Raw genomic sequence first — 20,613 nt, 5'->3', positions numbered from 1 at the left:
AGTGCCTTAAAATTGACATCATTAATTCAAATGAGAATTATTTCGCTTTAACGTTCCCAATAAGACTCTTCTAAACTATCTTCTTTTTCAGGTAAGCCACGACTCAAACGAGGTGAATGCTGAGTTAATACTTGATAACTCACACGGTTAGCATATTTGCATACTTGAGCTAAAGAGGAATATGTTAAGTATTGGCGTTCATGTTTACTGGAATTCGGTACATTTGAACGATGGTAAGAATTGGCAGTAATATCGTGAAGTAATGCCGATAACGCCCCATCTCCCGCCCCATTCGTGTTCATAATTTTTTCAGGCCCGCCCATATAAGGCTCAATATGAGAGAAAATACGTAATGGAACTTGGCAATCTTGTTGGCGCATTGCTCGGCTAAATTCATATAAGTTAAATTCTGCAATCGCACCCGGTAATAGTGGGTGCTGCGTCGTACGTTTATAAGCGTCTTCGGTGTAGCCGGCCATATATAGGCCTGATGGGCCCGCTGTACATAAAACTAAATCGACCCAGTCTAATGCCATATTAGAGGCGAGTAATGGGTCACTCAGCCCTGTCAGTTCCTGCGCTTCGTCCTCATTCATTGCAACGACTGAAATATGTTCCGCTAAGAAATCACGCCAGAATTGAGGGTCTTGAGCGATGACAAATTTTGTTCCAAGCGTCAACACAACGGGAACATTGTGCTTTTTCGCATACGCAATAGCCTGCATAGTCGCATCAGGCATGGTTTCTCCGGGTTTACAACGGACTAAATAAGCCGTTAAAACCAACGCAGAAGCCCCCGCAATGATATCCTCTGGAATACTATTTGGGTGCAAGCGATTCATATGGCCAGGGCTGATAGCAAAAGTTCGCTCGCCATTTTCAGTGATCAAGGTAAAACAGCGCCCAATAGGCCCATCCACACCTTGTAGAAAATTTAAATCCATGCGGCTTGAGGTATGGCACAGGTAGCGATATGCATAGCTACCAATTTGGATGTTATTACACATTGTGCCCAATAAAACAGACCTGTCATCCGCTAATACCGAATAATTGTGCAAGGTATTGCCAATCGTTCCACCTGCAAATTCATGAGTAATCAATGCATTATCTGTGAGCTCTTTATACAAAGCTTCGGCGGCATCATCTTCAATAACCAGTGAATGCCCCTTACTCAACTGGTAGCGCTGAATAAAATCGTCATCCACTTTCGCTTCAATATCGACTAATGTTTGGTCGATACCAACGATATAGGACTTACAATTCTCATCATCTGCCAAGGTTTCTTTTAAAGGCTGTAATAAAGGATCTCTGAGACTAACAGGAAAATAGTGTTTTGATTTGCGCTGACCGGGGAATTTCATAATTAGAAGATTAACAATGGAACATCGCCCTATTCTAACACGATAAAATAAAGCCAGCACCTGCAAAGAAGGCACTGGCTTCATTGTTTGTCATTTGGCGGTAATTTTACTGATTTTGATATTTATAATCGCGATAAAGCTCCCGACTTAACACAAATGCACAGCTCAAAATTAAACCTAATATGGCGCTCAACGCAACAATTAACGCTGATTTAGGCGAATCTTTATGCAATGGTAAGTCTGGCGTTAAAATAAATTTAACTGGCGTAAAATCTAACTCTTTACTGGTTAACTCTTGTAAATCATCAATATAAATCTTACGGTTTTGTAGGTTTTCGCTCATCAATGCTAAATCACGATTTTGAGTTTCAATCAGTAATTTTTTCTCTAAAGCTTCAGTCCCTAACGCAATAGGGTAATCAGGGTCATCATTGATAGCAACAGATTCGCTGGCGATCGGTTTTTCAATTCCAGCGGCTTTTGCAATATCAACAGCTCGTTTAAGTCTTTCAACCTTAACATCGTATTCAGTTTGAATTTTGCTGACTTCGCGTTTTAGTGACTCACTGGCATAAATAAGTTTCTCTGAAATCATATTATCGATTTCAACTTTTAGCTGTTGCCTTACTTTCGATGCACTATAACGAATATAGCCTTCAAGTAAATCTTGGGCTTCAGTTGGCAACGGAGCAGTGAAGCTTAAAACAATATCATTTGAAGTACTGTTTTTTTCTTTTGACAGATCTTGAATTTTAATATCATTTGAAATGATTGAATTCACTAGCCTTTGCTGAGCGATAACATCATCTTTTGGGTCAATTTTCTCTGCAAGGTTATGATAATACTCAGTACTTCTCACATAACTTTCTTGATTAACTTTCGAACGATATTGGTCAATAAACGCAGTAAAAACACGTTGAGCACTTAGATCAACAGGAACATCTAATACATCCAATTGCGCTTTAAATGCATTAACTTCTTTGAGCTCTTCAGATGCGGGGGGAATAACAATAGCAGTACTGCTCCATTTTTGAGGTAATAGTTTAACAACACCAACACTCACCGCAATACAAACAATCGTAAATATAAGAATCAAAAATTTATGTTTTAACAAAATGGAAAACAAGGCCATTAAATCAATCTCATCGTTTTGTTGTATATGAAATTGATGAGCAGAAGACGGCTTCTGCTCTATATTACCTTGTGGGGGCTGCTTATTGCTCATATTAATTCCAAAAGACATAACATTTATTCAATCATTTATAATTTCAGATAAGTGATTATAGTCCATAATGAGCCTATTGATATATCGATAAGCAAACTTTTCTTCATTAATTTGCTGAATTAGTTATTTTAGTACATCTTGAATTATTGAATTAATCATATGAATGCTATTTGGATTATCATTTAAAGCCGGTATGTAATTATATTTATTACCGCCACTACTCATAAAAAATTCTTTATTTTGTTCGCTAATTTCTTCTAATGTTTCTAGGCAATCAACTGAAAACCCTGGACAAATGACCTGAACGGATTTTACGCCTTGGGAGGGTAATTCATGCATAGTTTTATCCATGTAAGGCATCAACCAAGGCTCACGTCCAAAACGTGACTGATAGGTGAGCATGACTTTATCGCTTGGGTAATTCAACGCCTCACGGAGTGCCTCTGCCGTTTTTTCGCACTCTTGCTGGTAAATATCACCTGTATCGCAATAACGCTGTGGAATGCCATGGAACGACAATATTAGCCTATCGGGTTCACCATGCAGGGCAAAGCTTGCTTCTATCGAGGCCACTAAAGCTTGAATATAAGCAGGATGTGTCGCATAGCTACGAATGAATTGCACGCTTGGGATGGTACGTCTACTTTCAAATGCTCGGGTTAATGCATCATAAACCGCTGCGGTTGTCGTGCAGGAATACTGTGGATACAGTGGAAGAACCACTAAGTCGGTAACACCTTGGTCTAGCAAACTATCTACCGCACTTTTAATTGAAGGCGAACCATAGCTCATGCCTATCTCTACAGCAATATTAGGCAATAACTCTGCTAACTTTTGTTTTTGACGCAAAGAATAAACCAGTAATGGTGAGCCACCTTCTAACCAAATAGACTTATATAACTTCGCCACTTTAGAAGAGCGAAGAGGCAAAATCGCCCCATGTAAAATCGGCTTCCAAATCAAGCGCGGTACATCAATAACGCGTTTATCACTAAGAAATTCGGCCAAATAGCGTTTCACTGCTGAGGTTGTTGGGGCATCAGGGGTTCCTAAGTTTGCTAACAAAATGCCGTATTTTTTTTCTGACATGAAACAACTCCTAATTGATAATTATTCCCAACTTTAGCACAGTTAATTAACGATTTTTGTCACCAAGTGGTATAAAAAAGAAAGGCAGCGATCATCGCTGCCTCCATATAATACCTTATACTTAAAATAATTCGAATTGCAGTTACAATTACTGCAACACAAAGCATAGTTAGTACAAATATTAACCTAAAATTTTCGCCAGTTCTTCACTAACTTCAGACACTTTACGTGTACCATCTAATTTGAAGTACTTGGTGTTCCCTTGTTTAGCTTCATTTTGGTAATACGCAATTAAAGGTGCAGTTAATGCATGATATTCAACCAGACGCTTACGTACGGTGTCTTCTTGGTCATCTTTACGGATGGTTAGTTCTTCACCTGTTACATCGTCTTTGCCTTCAACCTTTGGTGGGTTAAAGTTGATGTGATAAACACGGCCTGATGGTGCATGTACACGACGGCCAATAATACGCTCAACAATGATTTCGTCTGGTACATCAAACTCCAGTACGTTATCAACAGTGATGCCCGCTTCTTTCATCGCATCCGCTTGTGGGATTGTACGAGGGAACCCATCCAACAAGAAGCCATTGCGGCAGTCATCTTGTTTGATACGCTCTTTAACTAATGCGATAACTAATTCATCAGTAACTAATTTACCGTTATCCATCAGCTCTTTAGCTTGTAAGCCGAGTTCGCTCCCTGATTTAACAGCGGCACGTAACATGTCACCTGTTGAAATTTGAGGGATCCCAAACTTTTCCATAATAAATTGAGCTTGAGTGCCCTTACCAGCGCCTGGAGCGCCAAGCAGAATGATACGCATTGCGTAAACCCCTTGCTATTTAGATTTTTATAATTTGAAAAGAAAACAAGCTACCATACCATTAGCATGCTGCTTTACTCAAGAACACACGTAAACGATTTCGCATTTATCTTTTTTCGCAAAAGAAAAAAACCACGCTAAAGCACAAGCAAAAGCGTGGTTTATGCTCAATATCGAAAATATCAAATTAAATTACTTTAAAAGTAATTCATTGATTTTACGTATAAATAGGTTTGGATCTTCCAATGTGCCACGTTCGGCTAACAATGCTTGATCCAACAAGACATCCACCCAATCAGCAAACACGGATTCATCTGACACTTCTGCAGCTTTTTTCACCAATGGATGCGTTGGGTTCAATTCGAAGTTATATTTTACTTCTGGTGCGGCTTGCCCGGCTGCTGCAAACAGTTTCGCCATTTGTGTACTCATTTCATCCACGTCTGTTGTGACAATGGCAGGCGTATCCGTTAAGCGATGCGTGAGTTTAACGTCTTTAACGCGCTCACCAAGGAATGACTTAACGCGTTCAACAAATGGCTCTAATTGCTTATCCGCTTCCTCTTGTTCCGCTTTGTTTTCATCCGCTAGCTTATCTAATGACTCGTCTGCTTTACTTACGGATTGGAACTGTTTACCGTCGAATTCAGACAGATAGTTCATCATCCATTCGTCAATACGGTCAGATAACAGCAAGACTTCAATACCTTTTTTACGGAATAACTCAAGGTGTGGGCTACCTTTTGCCGCTGCATAGCTGTCTGCAGTGATATAGTAAATTTTATCTTGGCCTTCAACCATGCGGCTAACATACTCTTCTAGAGAGACGTTCTGTACACTGCTATCGGTATGAGTCGTCGCAAAACGCAGAAGTTTAGCAATAGTTTCGCTATTTGCCATATCCTCTGCAGGACCTTCTTTCATCACTAAACCAAATTGTTGCCAGAAAGTTAGGTATTTTTCTGCATCAGACTTGGCCAGTTTTTCCAACATTTGCAGAACACGTTTGGTTAATGCGCTGCGTAAACTACGAGTTAATGCGCTATCTTGCAGTATTTCCCGCGAAACGTTCAACGGTAAATCATTGGAATCCAGCACCCCACGAATAAAGCGCAGGTAATTCGGCATGAACTGTTCCGCGTCATCCATAATAAATACGCGTTGAACATAGAGTTTCAAACCATGCTGTTGGTCACGATTCCATAGATCAAACGGGGCTTTAGACGGCACATACAGCAAGCTAGTATATTCTTGCTTACCTTCTACGCGGTTATGTGTCCATGTCAGCGGGTCTGCATAGTCATGGGAGATATGTTTATAGAATTCTGCATATTCTTCGTCTGAAATTTCAGATTTACTGCGAGTCCATAATGCTTTCGCTTGGTTTATTTTTTCCCAAGTTACCGTACCGTCTTCTTCATTTTTTTCTTCGATTTCAACGGGTAAAGCAATATGATCAGAATATTTGCTAATCACTGAGCGTAGACGCCAGTTATCGAGATATTCTTTTTCATCATCACGTAAATGCAAGGTAATTTCAGTGCCGCGCTCCGCTTTTTCAATATCAGCGATGGTATATTCACCTTCACCAGCAGATTCCCAGAACACACCTTCATCGGCAGGAGCACCCGCCGCACGACTACGTACCGTCACTTTATCGGCCACTATAAATGCGGAATAGAAGCCGACACCAAATTGACCAATCATTTGGCTGTCTTTGACTTGGTCGCTACCTAATGACTCTAAGAATGCTTTTGTCCCTGATTTAGCGATAGTCCCAAGATTTTCAATCACCTCTTCACGGCTCATACCGATACCGTTATCACTGATGGTCAATGTACCTTGATCTTTATCGGCACTAATACGCACACGCAGCTCACCATCGTTTTCATACAATTCTGGTTTAGATAATGCTCGAAAACGCAGTTTATCTGCTGCATCTGATGCGTTGGAGATCAATTCACGTAAGAAAATCTCTTTATTCGAATAAAGAGAGTGGATCATTAATTGGAGGAGTTGTTTAACTTCTGATTGGAAACCACGCGTTTCCTGTCCTTTCATACTCATTAATCGCCTCTATTTCATCAATCTAATTGGATAGGTTTGACTTATCGATGCAGATTAGTTGGGGGCGAAAAACAGAAATTCAAGCGAAAGGGATAAAAAATTTAGCAGATCAAACTCAAAAGCCAATGATTAGAAAGAAAATAATAACAACCGCAATCATTTTAAAGGTAGTTAATGAAAGGAATAATTTTACTCATCTCCAATCATGTCCTCTAAATAATTTGTGCTGTAGCTAGGCATCAAATGCGTTAATTCCTAGGAGCATACTAGTATGAGAACCAAGTCACCGAGCCCAGCCCCCTACGGCTCAAATTAGTAACTGAATTCTGTAGGGGGATTTTAGAAAAACGAAATCAATATCATCCTCTAAATAATTTGTGCTGTAGCTAGGCGTCAAATACGTTAATCCCTAGGAGCATACACCAGTATGTGACTAGGGTTAACGCATGAAGACAACAACGCTACAGTGCAAAGTATGACGAGGATATTACAATCGAGAACGGCCGGAGAGCGAATGAGACAACGTCGTACTATCGACTAACTCTAACTCCCCACCCACTGGCACACCGTGCGCAATTCGGCTCGCCGCCACCCCATATTGAGCACACATTTGCCCAATATAGTTTGCCGTCGCTTCTCCTTCAACCGTTGGGTTGGTTGCTAAAATCACTTCAGTGATAGTCTCGGACGCCAAACGCTCTTCGAGCCTATCAAGGCCGATATCCATTGGGCCGATTCCATCAAGTGGGGACAAATGCCCCATAAGGACAAAATAACGCCCGGAAAATTGCCCGGTTTGTTCTATTGCATAGATATCTGCTGGACTTTCAACAATACAAATCAAACCATTTTGTTGACGACGTGGGTTATCGCAAATATTACAGATATCTTGTTCGGTAAATGTTCTGCAATCACGGCAATGACCTATTTCAGACATGGCTCGAGTGAGCGATTGCGCTAAACGCATTCCCCCACTTCGGTCACGCTGTAAAAGATGAAAAGCCATTCGCTGCGCTGACTTGGGGCCAACCCCTGGGAGACAGCGCAGAGCTTCCATCAACGATTCAAGAAGCGGACTTGTTTGCATTAGAATGGCATCTTAAAGCCTGGTGGTAATTGCATACCACTAGAAACACTTGCCATTTTTTCTTTTTGAGTTTCTTCGATACGACGTGCAGCATCATTAAATGCCGCTGCAATCAAATCTTCTAACATTTCTTTGTCGTCTTCGAGCAAGCTAGGGTCAATCTCAACACGGCGACAGTTATGTGAGCCATTAATCGTCACTTTAACTAACCCTGCACCAGATTCGCCTGTAGCTTCTAGTTGAGCGATTTCTTCCTGAACTTTTTGCATTTTATCTTGCATTTGTTGGGCCTGTTTCATCAGGTTACCCAATCCACCTTTACCAAACATAGTTATCTCTCACAACTGAGGCTACAGCTTAATAATGAGACTGTAGCGTTAAACGGGGCGAATACTCTCTTCATCTAATTGCGCATCAAACATTGAGCGCAGTTTTTGAATCGTTTTATCCGCAATAATAGACTGGCGCGCTTGTGCCAGTTTTTCTTCATAAATCGCCTGTCGCCATTCTAACGGGGTTTTCACCTCGCTATTATCATCATGAACGATTTTCAGTTCAACAGTACGACCATATTGTTCACTCAGAGCTTCTTCCAACACTTTGTGGGCCGATGGTTTATCGAGGTGCTTCTGAGCTGAGCGCAAATGTAAAATAATTTGCGAATCACTTAATTCTTCTATATATGAATTCAAAGCTAATTGTTCAACCAGTTTGGGAATATTTAATTTTGCGATTTTCCCTGACCAGCTATCCCGAATTCGCCCTTCTTCAATAATTTTAACGGCTAATTCAGGCGTTTTTTCATATTCCAACGCCTCTTTGATTCCGCTTGGCGTTGTTACCGCTTCTTTTGGAGCCATCGACTCTTCATTTTGCGGTTTCCACTGGTACTGCTTTGGTTTTTGTGGTTTTGCTGCCCGAGCCGCTCTATTTTCCACATTTTGTTGATGTTTGCTGGTCACGGCGGCCAGCCTTTCCAGTGCTGATGCCGCCGGCTTAGCCCTTTCAGGCATCACCGGTTTAGCCTTTTTTGGGCTAGGATCCTCACTTTGGGGAGATTGTAACGCCTGCCTCGCCTTCAATAACTGTAATGTTGGGCTATTGTCTGGCAGATTTTCCGCTCGTACTTGTGTCGGAGGCACCCTTTGCGACATATTTGATGCCGCAGACGGTGCTGATTGAACAGCGGCTTGCGGGATAACCTGTGGCGGAGCTTCAATTTCAGCAATCACATTTTTAGGATGAAAAGCTAATGCACGTAATAGTGCCATTTCAACCCCCATACGCCGCTCAGGGGCATAGGGAAGTTCTTTTCTTCCGACTAATAACGTTTGGTAAAACAATTGGAGATCTGCAGGGGAAATTACTCTTGCAACCTGCCGTAACCGCCCCTCTGTCGAAGATGGGTCTGTTTCTTGCTCAGCTGGAAGCAGTTGGATCATTGCGATACGGTGTAATTGCGACAGAATTTCCACCAGCAAGTTTTCCCAATCTGCACCGCGACTAGCAGCTTGCTCTACCTGTTCCATCACCGCCATGCTATCGGCACGTACTAGTGCTTCAATAATGGCTAATGGCTGTTCGTCATCAAGAGTTCCTAGCATTTGGCTAACGATATCAGCCGTGACTTTCCCTTGCCCCATCGCAATGGCTTGGTCAGTTAAGCTTAATGCATCACGCAAACTGCCATCTGCCGCTCTTGCTATCAACTGACGAGCACGTTGATCATGTTCAATATTTTCTGCATTCAGGATGAGTTCAAGTTGCTCACTGATTTGCGTGACATCTAACGCTTTTAGATGGAACTGCAAGCAGCGGGACAAAATAGTCACAGGGAGTTTTTGCGGGTCAGTCGTCGCCAACAAAAACTTCACATGTTCAGGTGGTTCTTCAAGCGTTTTTAATAACGCATTGAAACTATGACGAGACAACATGTGTACTTCGTCAATTAAATAAACTTTGAAGCGCCCACGTGCCGGTGCATATTGGACATTGTCTAATAATTCACGAGTGTCTTCGACTTTAGTACGAGAGGCTGCGTCAATTTCAATTAAATCGACAAATCGCCCTTGCTCTATTTCAAGGCAGTTGGCGCATTGCCCACAAGGCGATGCAGTAATCCCTGTTTCGCAATTAAGGCCTTTGGCAAACAGGCGAGCAATCGTCGTTTTTCCTACGCCACGTGTACCGGAGAAAAGATAGGCATGATGAAGCCGCTGATGCGTTAGCCCATTAGCGAGTGCAGTCAAAACGTGCTGTTGACCAACAACGTCTGAAAATTTTTGGGGGCGCCACTTACGGGCAAGTACCTGATAGCTCATGGATTCCACTGTCATTTAACATGGTACGTGAATATATATAATCATAGTACCATGCTACCACAGCCTCAACCTATACAGCGAGGCTGTGATAAAAATAGAGGGAAAATAAAGATTAGTGGCCTGGGAACTCAACAAGGCTATACGAAGAAACACCTTCTTTTTGTAGACGCTCAACGCCGCCAAGGTCAGGTAAGCTGATGATAAATGCCGCATCCACAACATTAGCACCAAGCTGTTTGATCATTTTCACCGTTGCTTCCACTGTACCGCCTGTCGCGAGTAGATCATCAACAACTAAGACGTTATCGTCAGGGTTGATGCTGTCTTTATGGATTTCAAGTGTATCCGTACCATATTCAAGGTCGTAAGTCATACTTAATACTTCACGTGGTAATTTCCCTTTTTTACGTACAGGGACAAAACCTACGCCTAAACGTAATGCGACTGGAGCACCGAATAGAAAACCACGTGCTTCAGTTCCTACAATTTTAGTGACGCCTTTATTTTGATAATGTTCGACTAACATATCAATTGTTGCTTGGTATGCAGCAGGGTTATTTAATAAAGTGGTAATGTCACGAAAAATCACACCTTCGATTGGATAATCTTGGATAGATGCGATACTTTCTTTAATCAATTGCAGTTGTTGCTCTTTAGCGGTCATAATAAAAGCCATGTAGTAAACACGAAAGTGTAGAATCTATGTAAAGTACCATAAAAATGCAATAAGAAGCCGTCAATTTGGCATCAGTTTTGTTGCTGAATATCAATATTCCGCTATTTTTGACACTTAATGAGAACAAAAAATGAAAATCCCCGCTCTTTTAGATGCGTTAAAAAAGCAGATTGATGAATTGAAAACTCGAGTGGACCCCATAAAAGACCTTGAGTTTTCACATTCACGCTTCGACATGCAATTGTTTAGCCGCAAATCCACCCGTCTAGGGGATTGCCAAAATGAATTACAGACCTTGTATCAGCAATTGTGCCACAGCGTAAAATTAAACCACAGCGAGCAAGTCAATTTCCTAACGGAGAAAATAGTCCACCAAATACAAGCCATTTCTCGGGAGATTTCTACACAAGCTTTACGTGAGAAAGAATCCAGTTTTACTAAGAAAAAGGAACAGATTGATTTATATGAACGTTTATCACAACACCAAGACTATGAACGACGCTTACAAGCGATGGTGAGTGAAAAAGAGCTTCATTTAAGTGAGCTAACTGACCACCGTCTTCAACACCAGTGCCAAAAAGAACTCGCTGTACTTGCAGGGCGTTTGTACCGTTGCCGCCAAGCACTTTTGCGTATTGAGAAAGCCATTGAACATCAAGAAAATCAATATTTTGATTAAATATTGGAAGGAATCAGTATGAGTTCACTCAAAGATGCTCCACAAGAAATCCAACTTGCTGTTGATTTAATCTACTTATTAGAAACCTCTGAGATAGACACCGATGTGGTTCTCAAAGCACTTGAAATTGTGAAAAATGATTATATGTCAAAACAAGTGCAAGCAGCACAAGCTACCTGCACCAAAGAAACTTAACGGGCCTAGTGCGTTTCACCATCACTATCTTTAGGTGTTCGCTTCACTTCTTGCACTTCATCACCTTTATTATTATGCAAATGAACCTCTAACTGGTTGAATGCAATATCAATGTCATTTTCTCGACATAACTTGTCTATCGCGCGGTTCACTTCATCACTTGTCACGCCACGATCGCCAATTTGCCGCACATAAAAACGTAATTCATGGTCTAACGTACTGGCGCCAAAACTGGTGAAATAAACATTGGGAGCGGGTTCGGTCATCACCTTGTTATTGCTGGTTGCTGCCGATAATAAAACCCGCTTCACTTTATCCAGATCAGAACCATAAGCCACGCCGATAGCAATCGTGATGCGCGTGACGGTATCTGATAACGACCAGTTGATCAACCGCTCAGTCACAAAAGCTTTATTCGGAATGATCACTTCTTTACGATCAAAATCGACAATAGTGGTTGCCCGGATGCGAATTTTACTTACCGTTCCTGAATAAGTCCCAATAGTCACTGTGTCCCCTATACGGATCGGACGTTCAAATAGTAAAATGATCCCTGATACAAAGTTGGCAAAAATTTCCTGTAAGCCAAACCCTAACCCGACGGTTAAAGCAGCGGCTAACCATTGCAATTTGTTCCATGTCACGCCAATCATCCCTAACGAGGCAATCGCGCCAATCCCCACGATAATATAAGTTAATATTGTCGTAATAGCATAAGTAGAACCCTGACGGAGTTTTAACCGTGATAACACCAATACTTCCAGTAGCCCAGGGAGATTTCGCGTCATCACCCAAGACACAATGATGATCACAAGAGCCAATATTAAATTCGCTAAGGTTACGAATTGTAAAATATTTCCCCCTTCTGCCGATGTGGCGGTGTAGCTCCACAAGTTCACGCTATCTAAGAAAGAGAAAATGGTGATGAAGTCAGACCAAATTGCATAAAACGCTAACGCAAAGATAATAAACAACACCATCGTTGTCAGGCGTAGCGATTGCTGGCTAATCAACTCGATGGTCATGGGTGGCTCTTTAATGGGTTCGTTTTCAACATCTTCTTGCTTCAACATCGCACGACGTTCTATGGCACGTTGATATGCCAACTTACGAGCCACCAGTGTTAGTCCCCTTAAGCAAGCATTGTAAGTGATATACCACAGGAGTAAAAGATAGAGGCTATCTAACCAACGATTGGCCAAACGCAATGTGGTGTAGTAATACCCCGCCATCATTAAGCCCACTAAAATTAATGGCGAAAATGTCAGTAATGTCATGACAATACTGCGCGTTAAGTGACTACCTTTCTCTTGCCAAACCTGTTTACAAAATGGGATTGTAAAAATACACAACAGTATAAGAGAAACTAGTACAATTAATTGGCCAATCACGTCCTCAGACACTTTCAGTGGGTTGCTAACGCCATAAGTGGAAAAGAAAATAAGTGGCACCAGAGGAATCGATAGCCTAATCATTCTACGTCGTGTTTGAGATATTTTCTCTTTTTCAATACCAAAATGTTTTTGTGCAATACCTTGGGGTTTCAACACACGAAACGTCAGCTCAAATAACGCCCAAAATATCGCTAACTGTTGGCTGAACTGCCAGAAAAATGGGCCTTGTACATTCCCTGTTTTCAAAAACCAGTAACCAAATGCGAGTAAAAACAGTGAAATAGGCAATGTTTGCATTAATGTCAGTAGAATCGCAAATGGCGTACTTAGTACGCTATCATTGCGCAAACTTGAAAGCCGTTGGTCAATATCTTGCAATCGGTTATTAATTTTACGATTAAACCAAATAAACAATAGCGCGACCAAAACAAGTGGAATAACCACTAACAGTGAATTACTCACGCCCCGTTTAATGCTGCGGTTTGATAAACTAAAATCAAAGCTATTAATTTGTGTCGCTGCGGCTTCAGGAAAAGCTTTCACCCATTCCAAATCAATCGGTTTATTACTATTCACCCAAAATATTTGCTGTGCCAAGGTATTTTCAAGCGACCCCACTACACTCAATAATTGGTTTTGATCCAGTTGTAGGTTGATTGCTTGCGAAATTTGCCCGCCAAGCTGCTGGTTAAGTTCATCTAATAACCCACGACGAACTTCCAATAGTTTCAATAACGTGGATTTATCTTCCGTTGATAATAATGTGCTATTGGTAAGCTCATCCCCAGCTTTTATCTCAAATTGCTGTTCCAACTTCGTAATATAATCATTAGGTTGGTAAAGTTCATCACGTTGTTGGTTAACATCAAATTGTTCAAGCCGCAAATCGGCGATCGTTGTGGGTAAATTTTTCGTTAGAATATCAGGTGGTAAGTCAATTTGTTGTTGAAACAAAATTCGTGAAAGCAATAAGCTACCGCGTAATACATTAATTTGTTCTTTTAGATTTCGTTCTGACTGTGTCGCTCTTTCAAGCCAGGTTTTTACACGGATACCATTTTGAACCAATTTATTGCTATTTTCTGTCACTGCAATTAACCGGTCGCTCAGCGCATTATTAATCGCAATTTCTTTTTGAATAAGGGGATTTTGTTGAGCGTTGATATCGGTTTCAGAAGTACTTAATGCTTCACGCACTGTTGATTGGGAGTCATTTAGGCGGCGATGACTAATAGCATTTTGTACTTGCTGAATATGATGTTCCAATTGTTCAATATATGCTGCAGTATAATCACGCTGTTTTTGCAGTACATCTTGTAATTGAGTATTCGTCTGTAGGATACGTTTTTGATATTCATTTTGCTGCTGTAATAAATACTGTTCAACTTGCAGCATTGTGATTTGAGTCGGCCTTAAATTCACAGATTCATTTAATGAACTATTTAGTTCATTACGAATTTCCTGCAATCGCCTCGCATTTTCCAACATCATCGCTTGTGCCCTTTCAGGCTGCGTTTGTAAGCCAATTAATTGGCTACTATAGGTTGCGAGGTCATTTTGTTCTGTTTGCAGATTTTCTAAGTAGGAGGTTTGTAATGCTTCTAATTGTGAAAGAGAGCTATCTTGTATTTTTCGTAGGAAATTTTCGGTGAGTTGTTCATTTTCATTTTTTATTTGCAACAAACCTTGTGCAGCTTGTTTTGATTCTTCACTCGCGCTACTGAGTTTTTTTTGCAGATCAGCCGTTCGTTGTTCGAGTTTATCCAGTTCGTCATAAAAATCTGAGGTTTTTTCCAGATCGGCGAGAACAAGTTTATCTTCCTCACTGAGTGAGCTTTTTTTATTCAATGCATTGAGTGCACTTTTTATTTCATTCTTGCTGGGTAAGCTATTTGACGTTAATGCCGTAATTGAGCTGGAAAAAGATGCGATGAAAAAGAACAGTATGATTAATACTAACTGCTGCCACTTCCATTGTTGTTTCATCATAATGGCATTCCTTTATACGAATAATACGTTGCTTAATTAAACAAAGTGCCGATAACAGCCTATCAGCACCTAATTTTACCTAACCAAACACATTTTACGTAGAATATTAGAAAGTTAATACTTTATCAGCCGTTAATGTCCAGCTTGCAAGCTCGACCAATGTACCTACTTCAACACCATCAGCAAGGGTTAATTCACTCACACCACGGGCATCTGTACAAGTTTTACATAATTTAACGGGAACATTTTGTGCTGTTAAAATCTCTAACATTTGTTGAAGGTTGTAGCCTTCTTTAGGCTTTTGAGCCGCTAAACCTGCTGTCACGGCATCTGACATCAGGAAAATTTTCAGATCTAGTTGTGGCTCTTGCTCTTTTAACGTTATCGCTAATCGCAATGAGTTGAACAATGTTTCACTGCCGTAAGGTGCTCCATTGGCAATAATCAAGATAGAGGTCATGTCGGACTCCACTTATTCAGTTTGAATGGGTTTTAACCGGATCGCGGTATTACATTTTAGTGTTTCTAATAGTGTATCAACCAATGTAATTGTATGTTGATTAATATTAAAATTTTCTGATTGGAGTAGCCAGTTTTCTAACAAACCAGACATTAATGAACGGATCATAATCGCGGCACACTCCACATCAAGGTCTGCTGGAAGCTGCCCCGCATCAATACAGGCGGTCAAGTTATCCACAATTCGGCATTGGCTTGCGACGTAATTAGCGCGTTTAAAATCAACTAACTCTACCATTTCGCCAACTAATTCGCACTTCAAAAAGAAAATTTCCATCAAAGCGCGGTTTTTAGGGCTTTCAATAAAATCAGTCAAAACATAAACTAATAATTCTCTTAGTATTGAAAGTGGATCGTTGGTATATTTAGAACGATAATATTCTTCAGCTTGTACTATTTGGTTATCACCAAATTCACAAGCTTGATAAAAGAGATCAACTTTGTTTTTGAAATGCCAATATATTGCACCTCGGGTAACCCCCGCTGCTTTTGCAATATCGGCTAATGATGTGGCAGAAACTCCTCGTTCAGAGAATGTTTTGATGGCAGCATCTAATATTTCCTGACGGGTTTCTTCAGCCTGTTGTTTAGTTTTTCGTGCCATTGTGACCCGTTTCTATCGAAAGCTGATTTACATACATTCGTGTATGTTTGTACTATAGCACAGTGATAAATCATATTGTTTACCATTTTTCTTATTTTTGTTTTGAACTCATATTGATTAATTGAGGTTAACTTATGCGAAAAAACAGAGGGGTGTTACCTCTGGCTCTGTTAGTTCTTTCAGGTGGCTTGGCTCTATCCGGTTGTAACGATGAACAACAAGGTGGCGGAGAACGCCCGGCGCCTGAAGTAGGAATTGTTACGCTTAAAGCCGAACCTCTGACGCTCAAAACCGAGTTACCAGGCCGAACATCCGCATTTCGTGTTGCCGAGGTTCGTCCTCAGGTTAGTGGCATCATATTGAAGCGCAACTATAAAGAAGGTAGCGACGTAGAAGCAGGGACATCTTTATACCAAATTGACCCGGCACCATTCCAAGCAACCTATGACAGCGCAAAAGCGGAGCTAGCAAAAGCACAAGCTAATGCGAATCTGGCTGCATTAACGGTGAAGCGTTATAAACCATTGTTAGGGACTAATTACATTAGTCGTCAGGAATACGACCAAGCAACGTCAACCTATGCGCAAGCACTCGCTGCCGTCAAAGCGGCTGAAGCGGCGGTTGAAACTGCACGTATCAACCTGAATTATACCAAAGTGACTGCACCGATTAGCGGCCGTACTGGCAAATCGAATGTGACTGAAGGGGCTTTAGTATCAACAGGGCAAACCACTGAATTAATGCGTGTTCAGCAACTTGATCCTATCTATGTTGACGTAACACAATCAAGTGACGATTTCTTACGCCTCAAAAATGAGATAGCGAAAGGCGCTGTACAGCGGGAATCAGGAAAAGCACCTGTCAGCTTGATCAACAACAACGGTCAAGAATACGCACAAAAAGGTGTTCTGGAATTCTCTGATGTCACTGTTGATGAAACAACAGGGTCTATCACGATGAGAGCCATGTTCCCTAACCCGAACAAAGAATTACTTCCAGGTATGTTTGTTCGTGCTGTATTAGAAGATGGTGTTATTGATAATGCGATTCTAGTTCCGCAACAAGGTTTATCTCGTACGGCTCAAGGAACTTCTCAAGTCATGGTTGTTGACGCTGAGAATAAAGTTGAAGTCAGAAAAGTTAAAGCAGGACAAGCAGTTGGCAACAAATGGCTGGTAACTGAAGGTCTAAAAGCAGGTGATCGTGTCATTGTCATCGGCTTACAAAAAATCAAACCAGGAATTGTTGTGAATCCTAAGGAAGCAAACTTAGAAACGCAATCCATAGACAATCAGGCAAAACCTGAAGAAAAGTCTAAATAAGGGAGCGGCTGATTAATGCCTAAGTTTTTTATAGAAAGACCAATTTTTGCGTGGGTAATTGCTATTATCACCATGCTTGCTGGTCTGTTGGCAATTATCCAGTTACCTGTTTCGCAGTACCCGACCATCGCGCCACCGGCTGTTTCTATTTCAGCTAACTATCCGGGAGCGGATGCTGAGACGGTACAAAATACAGTAACGCAGGTTATCGAACAGAACATGAACGGTATCGATAACTTGGTATATATGTCATCGAGCAGTGATTCATCAGGTTCTGCTAGCATTACGCTGACATTTGAAGCAGGAACTGATGGTGATATCGCGCAAGTACAAGTGCAAAACAAATTGCAACTGGCGATGCCATTGTTGCCACAAGAAGTTCAGCAACAAGGTATTAGTGTCGATAAATCAACTAGTTCATTCTTAATGGTTGCGGGTTTCGTTTCTAACGATGGCTCAATGGGGCAATATGATATTGCCGACTATGTAGGGTCAAATATTAAAGACCCACTTAGCCGAGTTAACGGTGTAGGTGAAACTCAACTGTTCGGTACCCAATATGCAATGCGTATTTGGCTAAAACCAGAGCAACTTGTTAAGTACAACATGACCACCACAGATGTCATTAATGCGATCAAGGTTCAAAATAACCAAGTCGCAGCAGGACAACTCGGTGGTTCACCATCTGTAGCAAATCAGCGTTTAAACGTTTCTATCATTGCGCAGACACGATTAAATAGCCCTGAAGAATTTAGCAATATTTTATTACGTGTAAACCAAGATGGTTCACAAGTACGTATTAAGGATGTTGCTGAGGTCCAATTAGGTGCTGAAAACTATAGTACGATTGCCCGCTTTAATGGTAAGCCAGCAGCAGGTATCGGTATTAAACTGGCAACGGGAGCGAACGCATTAGATACGTCTAATAACGTTCGTGCCGCGCTTGAGGAAATGAAACCTTTCTTCCCTCAAGGGTTAGAGATTGTTTATCCATACGATACAACCCCATTCGTTAAAATTTCAATTAACGAAGTGGTTAAAACGTTAGTAGAAGCAATCATGCTGGTTGTTGTTGTAATGTATTTGTTCCTACAAAACATCCGTGCAACACTGATACCAACGATTGCAGTACCTGTCGTATTGTTAGGTACTTTTGCTATCTTGTCGGCATTTGGTTATTCCATAAACACGTTGACCATGTTCGCGATGGTACTCGCCATCGGGCTTCTCGTCGATGACGCCATCGTTGTTGTTGAGAACGTTGAGCGTGTTATGCAAGAAGAAGGCTTATCACCAAAAGAAGCGACCAAAAAATCAATGGGTCAAATCCAAGGTGCGTTAGTCGGTATTGCAATGGTGCTGTCTGCGGTATTCATCCCTATGGCCTTCTTTGGGGGTTCTACAGGGGCAATTTACCGTCAGTTCTCAATTACCATTGTATCCTCCATGATCTTATCAGTACTGGTTGCGATGATCTTAACGCCAGCACTGTGCGCCACCATGTTGAAGCCAATTGAAAAAGGCAGCCATGGTAGCCAGAAAGGGTTCTTTGGGTGGTTTAACCGTACATTTGAAAAACAAGCACACCACTACACCGACAGTGTAAGCCGTATGCTTAACGGTACTGGTCGTTATCTCGTCATTTACCTGCTGTTAGTGGTTGGTATGGCGTTCATGTTCGTTCGCTTACCGTCTTCCTTCTTACCGGCGGAAGACCAGGGGGTATTCTTGTCAATGATCCAATTACCACCGGGATCAACGCAAGAACAAACCCAAGCGGTACTGGATGAAGTGAATAACTACTACCATACCGAAGAAGCTAAAAACGTTGAATCGGTCTTTACCGTTGGGGGCTTTAGCTTCGCAGGTCAAGGCCAAAATATGGGTCTCGCTTTCGTCGTTCTGAAAAATTGGAGCGAACGTAAAGGCGATGAAAACCACGTTGATGCGATTGTACAGCGTGCGAATATCGCACTGTCAAAAAAACAAGAGGCATTGATTTACGCCTTTAACCTACCCGCAATTGTTGAGTTAGGTACCGCAGACGGGTTTGACTTTGAGTTAGTTGATAAAGGTAACTTGGGGCATGATAAACTGATGCAAGCCCGTAACCAGTTGCTAGGATTGGCGGCTCAGCACCCAGAAATGCTTCAAGGTGTTCGCCCAAATGGTCAGGATGATACCTCGCAATACCGTATTTATATTGACCAACAAAAAGCACAGGCTCAAGGTGTCGCTATCAGTGATATCAACGCAACATTGAGTTCTATGTTTGGTGGAAGCTACGTGAATGACTTTATCGACCGTGGTCGTGTGAAGAAAGTTTACGTACAAGGTGACGCAGAAAGCCGTATGTTACCTTCTGACATCAGTAACCTGTATGTTCGTAATAACCAAGGTAAAATGGTTCCGTTCTCTGCATTTATGGACGAATCCAAAGATCCTTGGAAGTATGGTTCACCACGTTTAGAACGTTATAACGGTGTCCCTGCGATGAATATTCAAGGCCAAGCAGCTCCGGGACAAAGTACGGGTGATGCGATGCTGTTAATGGAAAAACTCACCACTGAAAACCTGCCTGAAGGAATTGGTTACGAGTGGACGGGTATGTCTTATCAAGAACGTTTAGCAGGTAACCAAGCCCCTGCACTGTATGCGATTTCTTTGATAGTGGTATTCCTGTGTCTGGCTGCTCTATATGAAAGCTGGTCTGTTCCATTCTCAGTTATGTTAGTGGTTCCATTAGGTATTATTGGTGCGTTATTGTTCACCAGTGTTCGCGGTTTAGACAATGACGTTTACTTTAAAGTGGGCCTCTTAACCACCATTGGGCTATCGGCGAAAAACGCAATATTGATTGTTGAATTCGCCAAAGACTTGATGGAAAAAGAAGGAAAAGGGTTAGTCGAAGCAACACTGAATGCAGTTAAAATGCGTTTACGACCAATTCTGATGACATCTCTAGCATTTATGTTAGGTGTTATCCCACTGGTATTTAGTAATGGTGCAGGTTCTGCATCCCAGAACTCAGTAGGTACTGGTGTTCTTGGAGGCATGTTCGCAGCAACCTCGCTGGCTATCTTCTTCGTTCCTGTATTCTTCGTGGTGATCCGTCGCCGTTTCTCGAAGAAATCAGAGGACGTGGAACACAGTCACCCACCAACAGCTCAATAAACGCTGATGAATGACAAAAAGAGCCACTAATTGTGGCTCTTTTTTTATCTAAATGCTGATTCCTATAATGCGCTCTAATACATCA

At 41.5% G+C, this 20,613-nt stretch carries 16 protein-coding genes; 4 read left to right on the top strand and 12 right to left on the bottom strand.

Annotation, left to right across the window (positions count from 1 at the left end):
* Positions 1-47: 47 nt before the first annotated feature.
* From PSE72_RS06980 to apt, 9 genes are all read right to left on the bottom strand, one after another.
* The gene (locus PSE72_RS06980; protein WP_004913614.1) at positions 48-1,361 is read right to left on the bottom strand and encodes an inosine/guanosine kinase; all 1,314 of its coding nucleotides are present in this window, start codon (positions 1,359-1,361) and stop codon (positions 48-50) included.
* A 106-nt stretch (positions 1,362-1,467) separates the two neighbouring features.
* Positions 1,468-2,586, bottom strand: coding sequence for an LPS O-antigen length regulator Wzz(fepE) (wzz(fepE), locus tag PSE72_RS06975; RefSeq protein ID WP_004913617.1), 1,119 nt, complete (start codon positions 2,584-2,586; stop codon positions 1,468-1,470).
* Between the two features lie 123 nt (positions 2,587-2,709).
* On the bottom strand, positions 2,710-3,675 hold the full coding sequence (gene hemH / locus PSE72_RS06970) for a ferrochelatase (protein WP_115166803.1): 966 nt from the start codon (positions 3,673-3,675) through the stop codon (positions 2,710-2,712).
* 181 nt (positions 3,676-3,856) lie between these two features.
* Positions 3,857-4,501 carry an adenylate kinase gene (gene adk, locus PSE72_RS06965; RefSeq protein ID WP_004913624.1) on the bottom strand — a complete coding sequence of 215 codons (645 nt, stop codon included), beginning with the start codon at positions 4,499-4,501 and terminating at the stop codon, positions 3,857-3,859.
* A 192-nt stretch (positions 4,502-4,693) separates the two neighbouring features.
* Positions 4,694-6,562, bottom strand: a complete 1,869-nt coding sequence (gene htpG, locus PSE72_RS06960) for a molecular chaperone HtpG (RefSeq protein ID WP_198641581.1) — start codon at positions 6,560-6,562, stop codon at positions 4,694-4,696.
* Positions 6,563-7,055: 493 nt separating this feature from the next.
* Positions 7,056-7,655: a recombination mediator RecR gene (gene recR / locus PSE72_RS06955; protein ID WP_115166800.1), complete on the bottom strand. Its 600-nt coding sequence runs from the start codon at positions 7,653-7,655 to the stop codon at positions 7,056-7,058.
* Positions 7,655-7,984 carry a YbaB/EbfC family nucleoid-associated protein gene (locus PSE72_RS06950; protein WP_004260403.1) on the bottom strand — a complete coding sequence of 110 codons (330 nt, stop codon included), beginning with the start codon at positions 7,982-7,984 and terminating at the stop codon, positions 7,655-7,657. Before PSE72_RS06950 ends, recR begins: the two co-directional genes overlap by 1 nt.
* A gap of 48 nt (positions 7,985-8,032) precedes the next feature.
* Entirely contained in the window at positions 8,033-9,976 is a 1,944-nt protein-coding gene (gene dnaX / locus PSE72_RS06945) for a DNA polymerase III subunit gamma/tau (protein ID WP_198641377.1), read from the bottom strand.
* Positions 9,977-10,088: 112 nt separating this feature from the next.
* A complete protein-coding gene (gene apt / locus PSE72_RS06940; protein WP_115168259.1) occupies positions 10,089-10,640 on the bottom strand; it encodes an adenine phosphoribosyltransferase in 552 nt (183 codons plus the stop codon).
* Between the two features lie 142 nt (positions 10,641-10,782).
* On the opposite strand from apt, the gene priC reads away from it, so the two are divergent.
* The gene (gene priC / locus PSE72_RS06935; protein WP_115166799.1) at positions 10,783-11,331 is read left to right on the top strand and encodes a primosomal replication protein PriC; all 549 of its coding nucleotides are present in this window, start codon (positions 10,783-10,785) and stop codon (positions 11,329-11,331) included.
* Positions 11,332-11,349: 18 nt separating this feature from the next.
* Positions 11,350-11,526 carry a pleiotropic regulatory protein RsmS gene (gene rsmS, locus PSE72_RS06930; protein WP_004913648.1) on the top strand — a complete coding sequence of 59 codons (177 nt, stop codon included), beginning with the start codon at positions 11,350-11,352 and terminating at the stop codon, positions 11,524-11,526.
* Between the two features lie 5 nt (positions 11,527-11,531).
* Here the strand turns inward: rsmS and mscK are convergent, their stop codons facing one another.
* The 3 genes from mscK to acrR all read right to left on the bottom strand — a co-directional run bounded on the left by mscK (position 11,532) and on the right by acrR (position 16,032).
* The gene (mscK, locus tag PSE72_RS06925) at positions 11,532-14,909 is read right to left on the bottom strand and encodes a mechanosensitive channel MscK (RefSeq protein WP_115166798.1); all 3,378 of its coding nucleotides are present in this window, start codon (positions 14,907-14,909) and stop codon (positions 11,532-11,534) included.
* Positions 14,910-15,015: 106 nt separating this feature from the next.
* The gene (locus PSE72_RS06920) at positions 15,016-15,369 is read right to left on the bottom strand and encodes a DsrE/DsrF/TusD sulfur relay family protein (protein ID WP_004913652.1); all 354 of its coding nucleotides are present in this window, start codon (positions 15,367-15,369) and stop codon (positions 15,016-15,018) included.
* A gap of 12 nt (positions 15,370-15,381) precedes the next feature.
* Positions 15,382-16,032, bottom strand: a complete 651-nt coding sequence (gene acrR, locus PSE72_RS06915) for a multidrug efflux transporter transcriptional repressor AcrR (protein WP_272690934.1) — start codon at positions 16,030-16,032, stop codon at positions 15,382-15,384.
* Positions 16,033-16,166: 134 nt separating this feature from the next.
* Between acrR and PSE72_RS06910 the strand changes: the two genes are divergently transcribed.
* Both PSE72_RS06910 and PSE72_RS06905 read left to right on the top strand, forming a co-directional pair.
* Entirely contained in the window at positions 16,167-17,354 is a 1,188-nt protein-coding gene (locus PSE72_RS06910; RefSeq protein ID WP_004913654.1) for an efflux RND transporter periplasmic adaptor subunit, read from the top strand.
* A 15-nt stretch (positions 17,355-17,369) separates the two neighbouring features.
* Positions 17,370-20,528, top strand: coding sequence for an efflux RND transporter permease subunit (locus PSE72_RS06905; protein ID WP_004913657.1), 3,159 nt, complete (start codon positions 17,370-17,372; stop codon positions 20,526-20,528).
* Positions 20,529-20,613: the final 85 nt, after the last annotated feature.

It is taken from the genome of Providencia sp. PROV116, from assembly GCF_028482485.1.
Taxonomy (GTDB): domain Bacteria; phylum Pseudomonadota; class Gammaproteobacteria; order Enterobacterales; family Enterobacteriaceae; genus Providencia; species Providencia rettgeri.
This window is presented reverse-complemented; position numbering and strand designations above follow the sequence as displayed.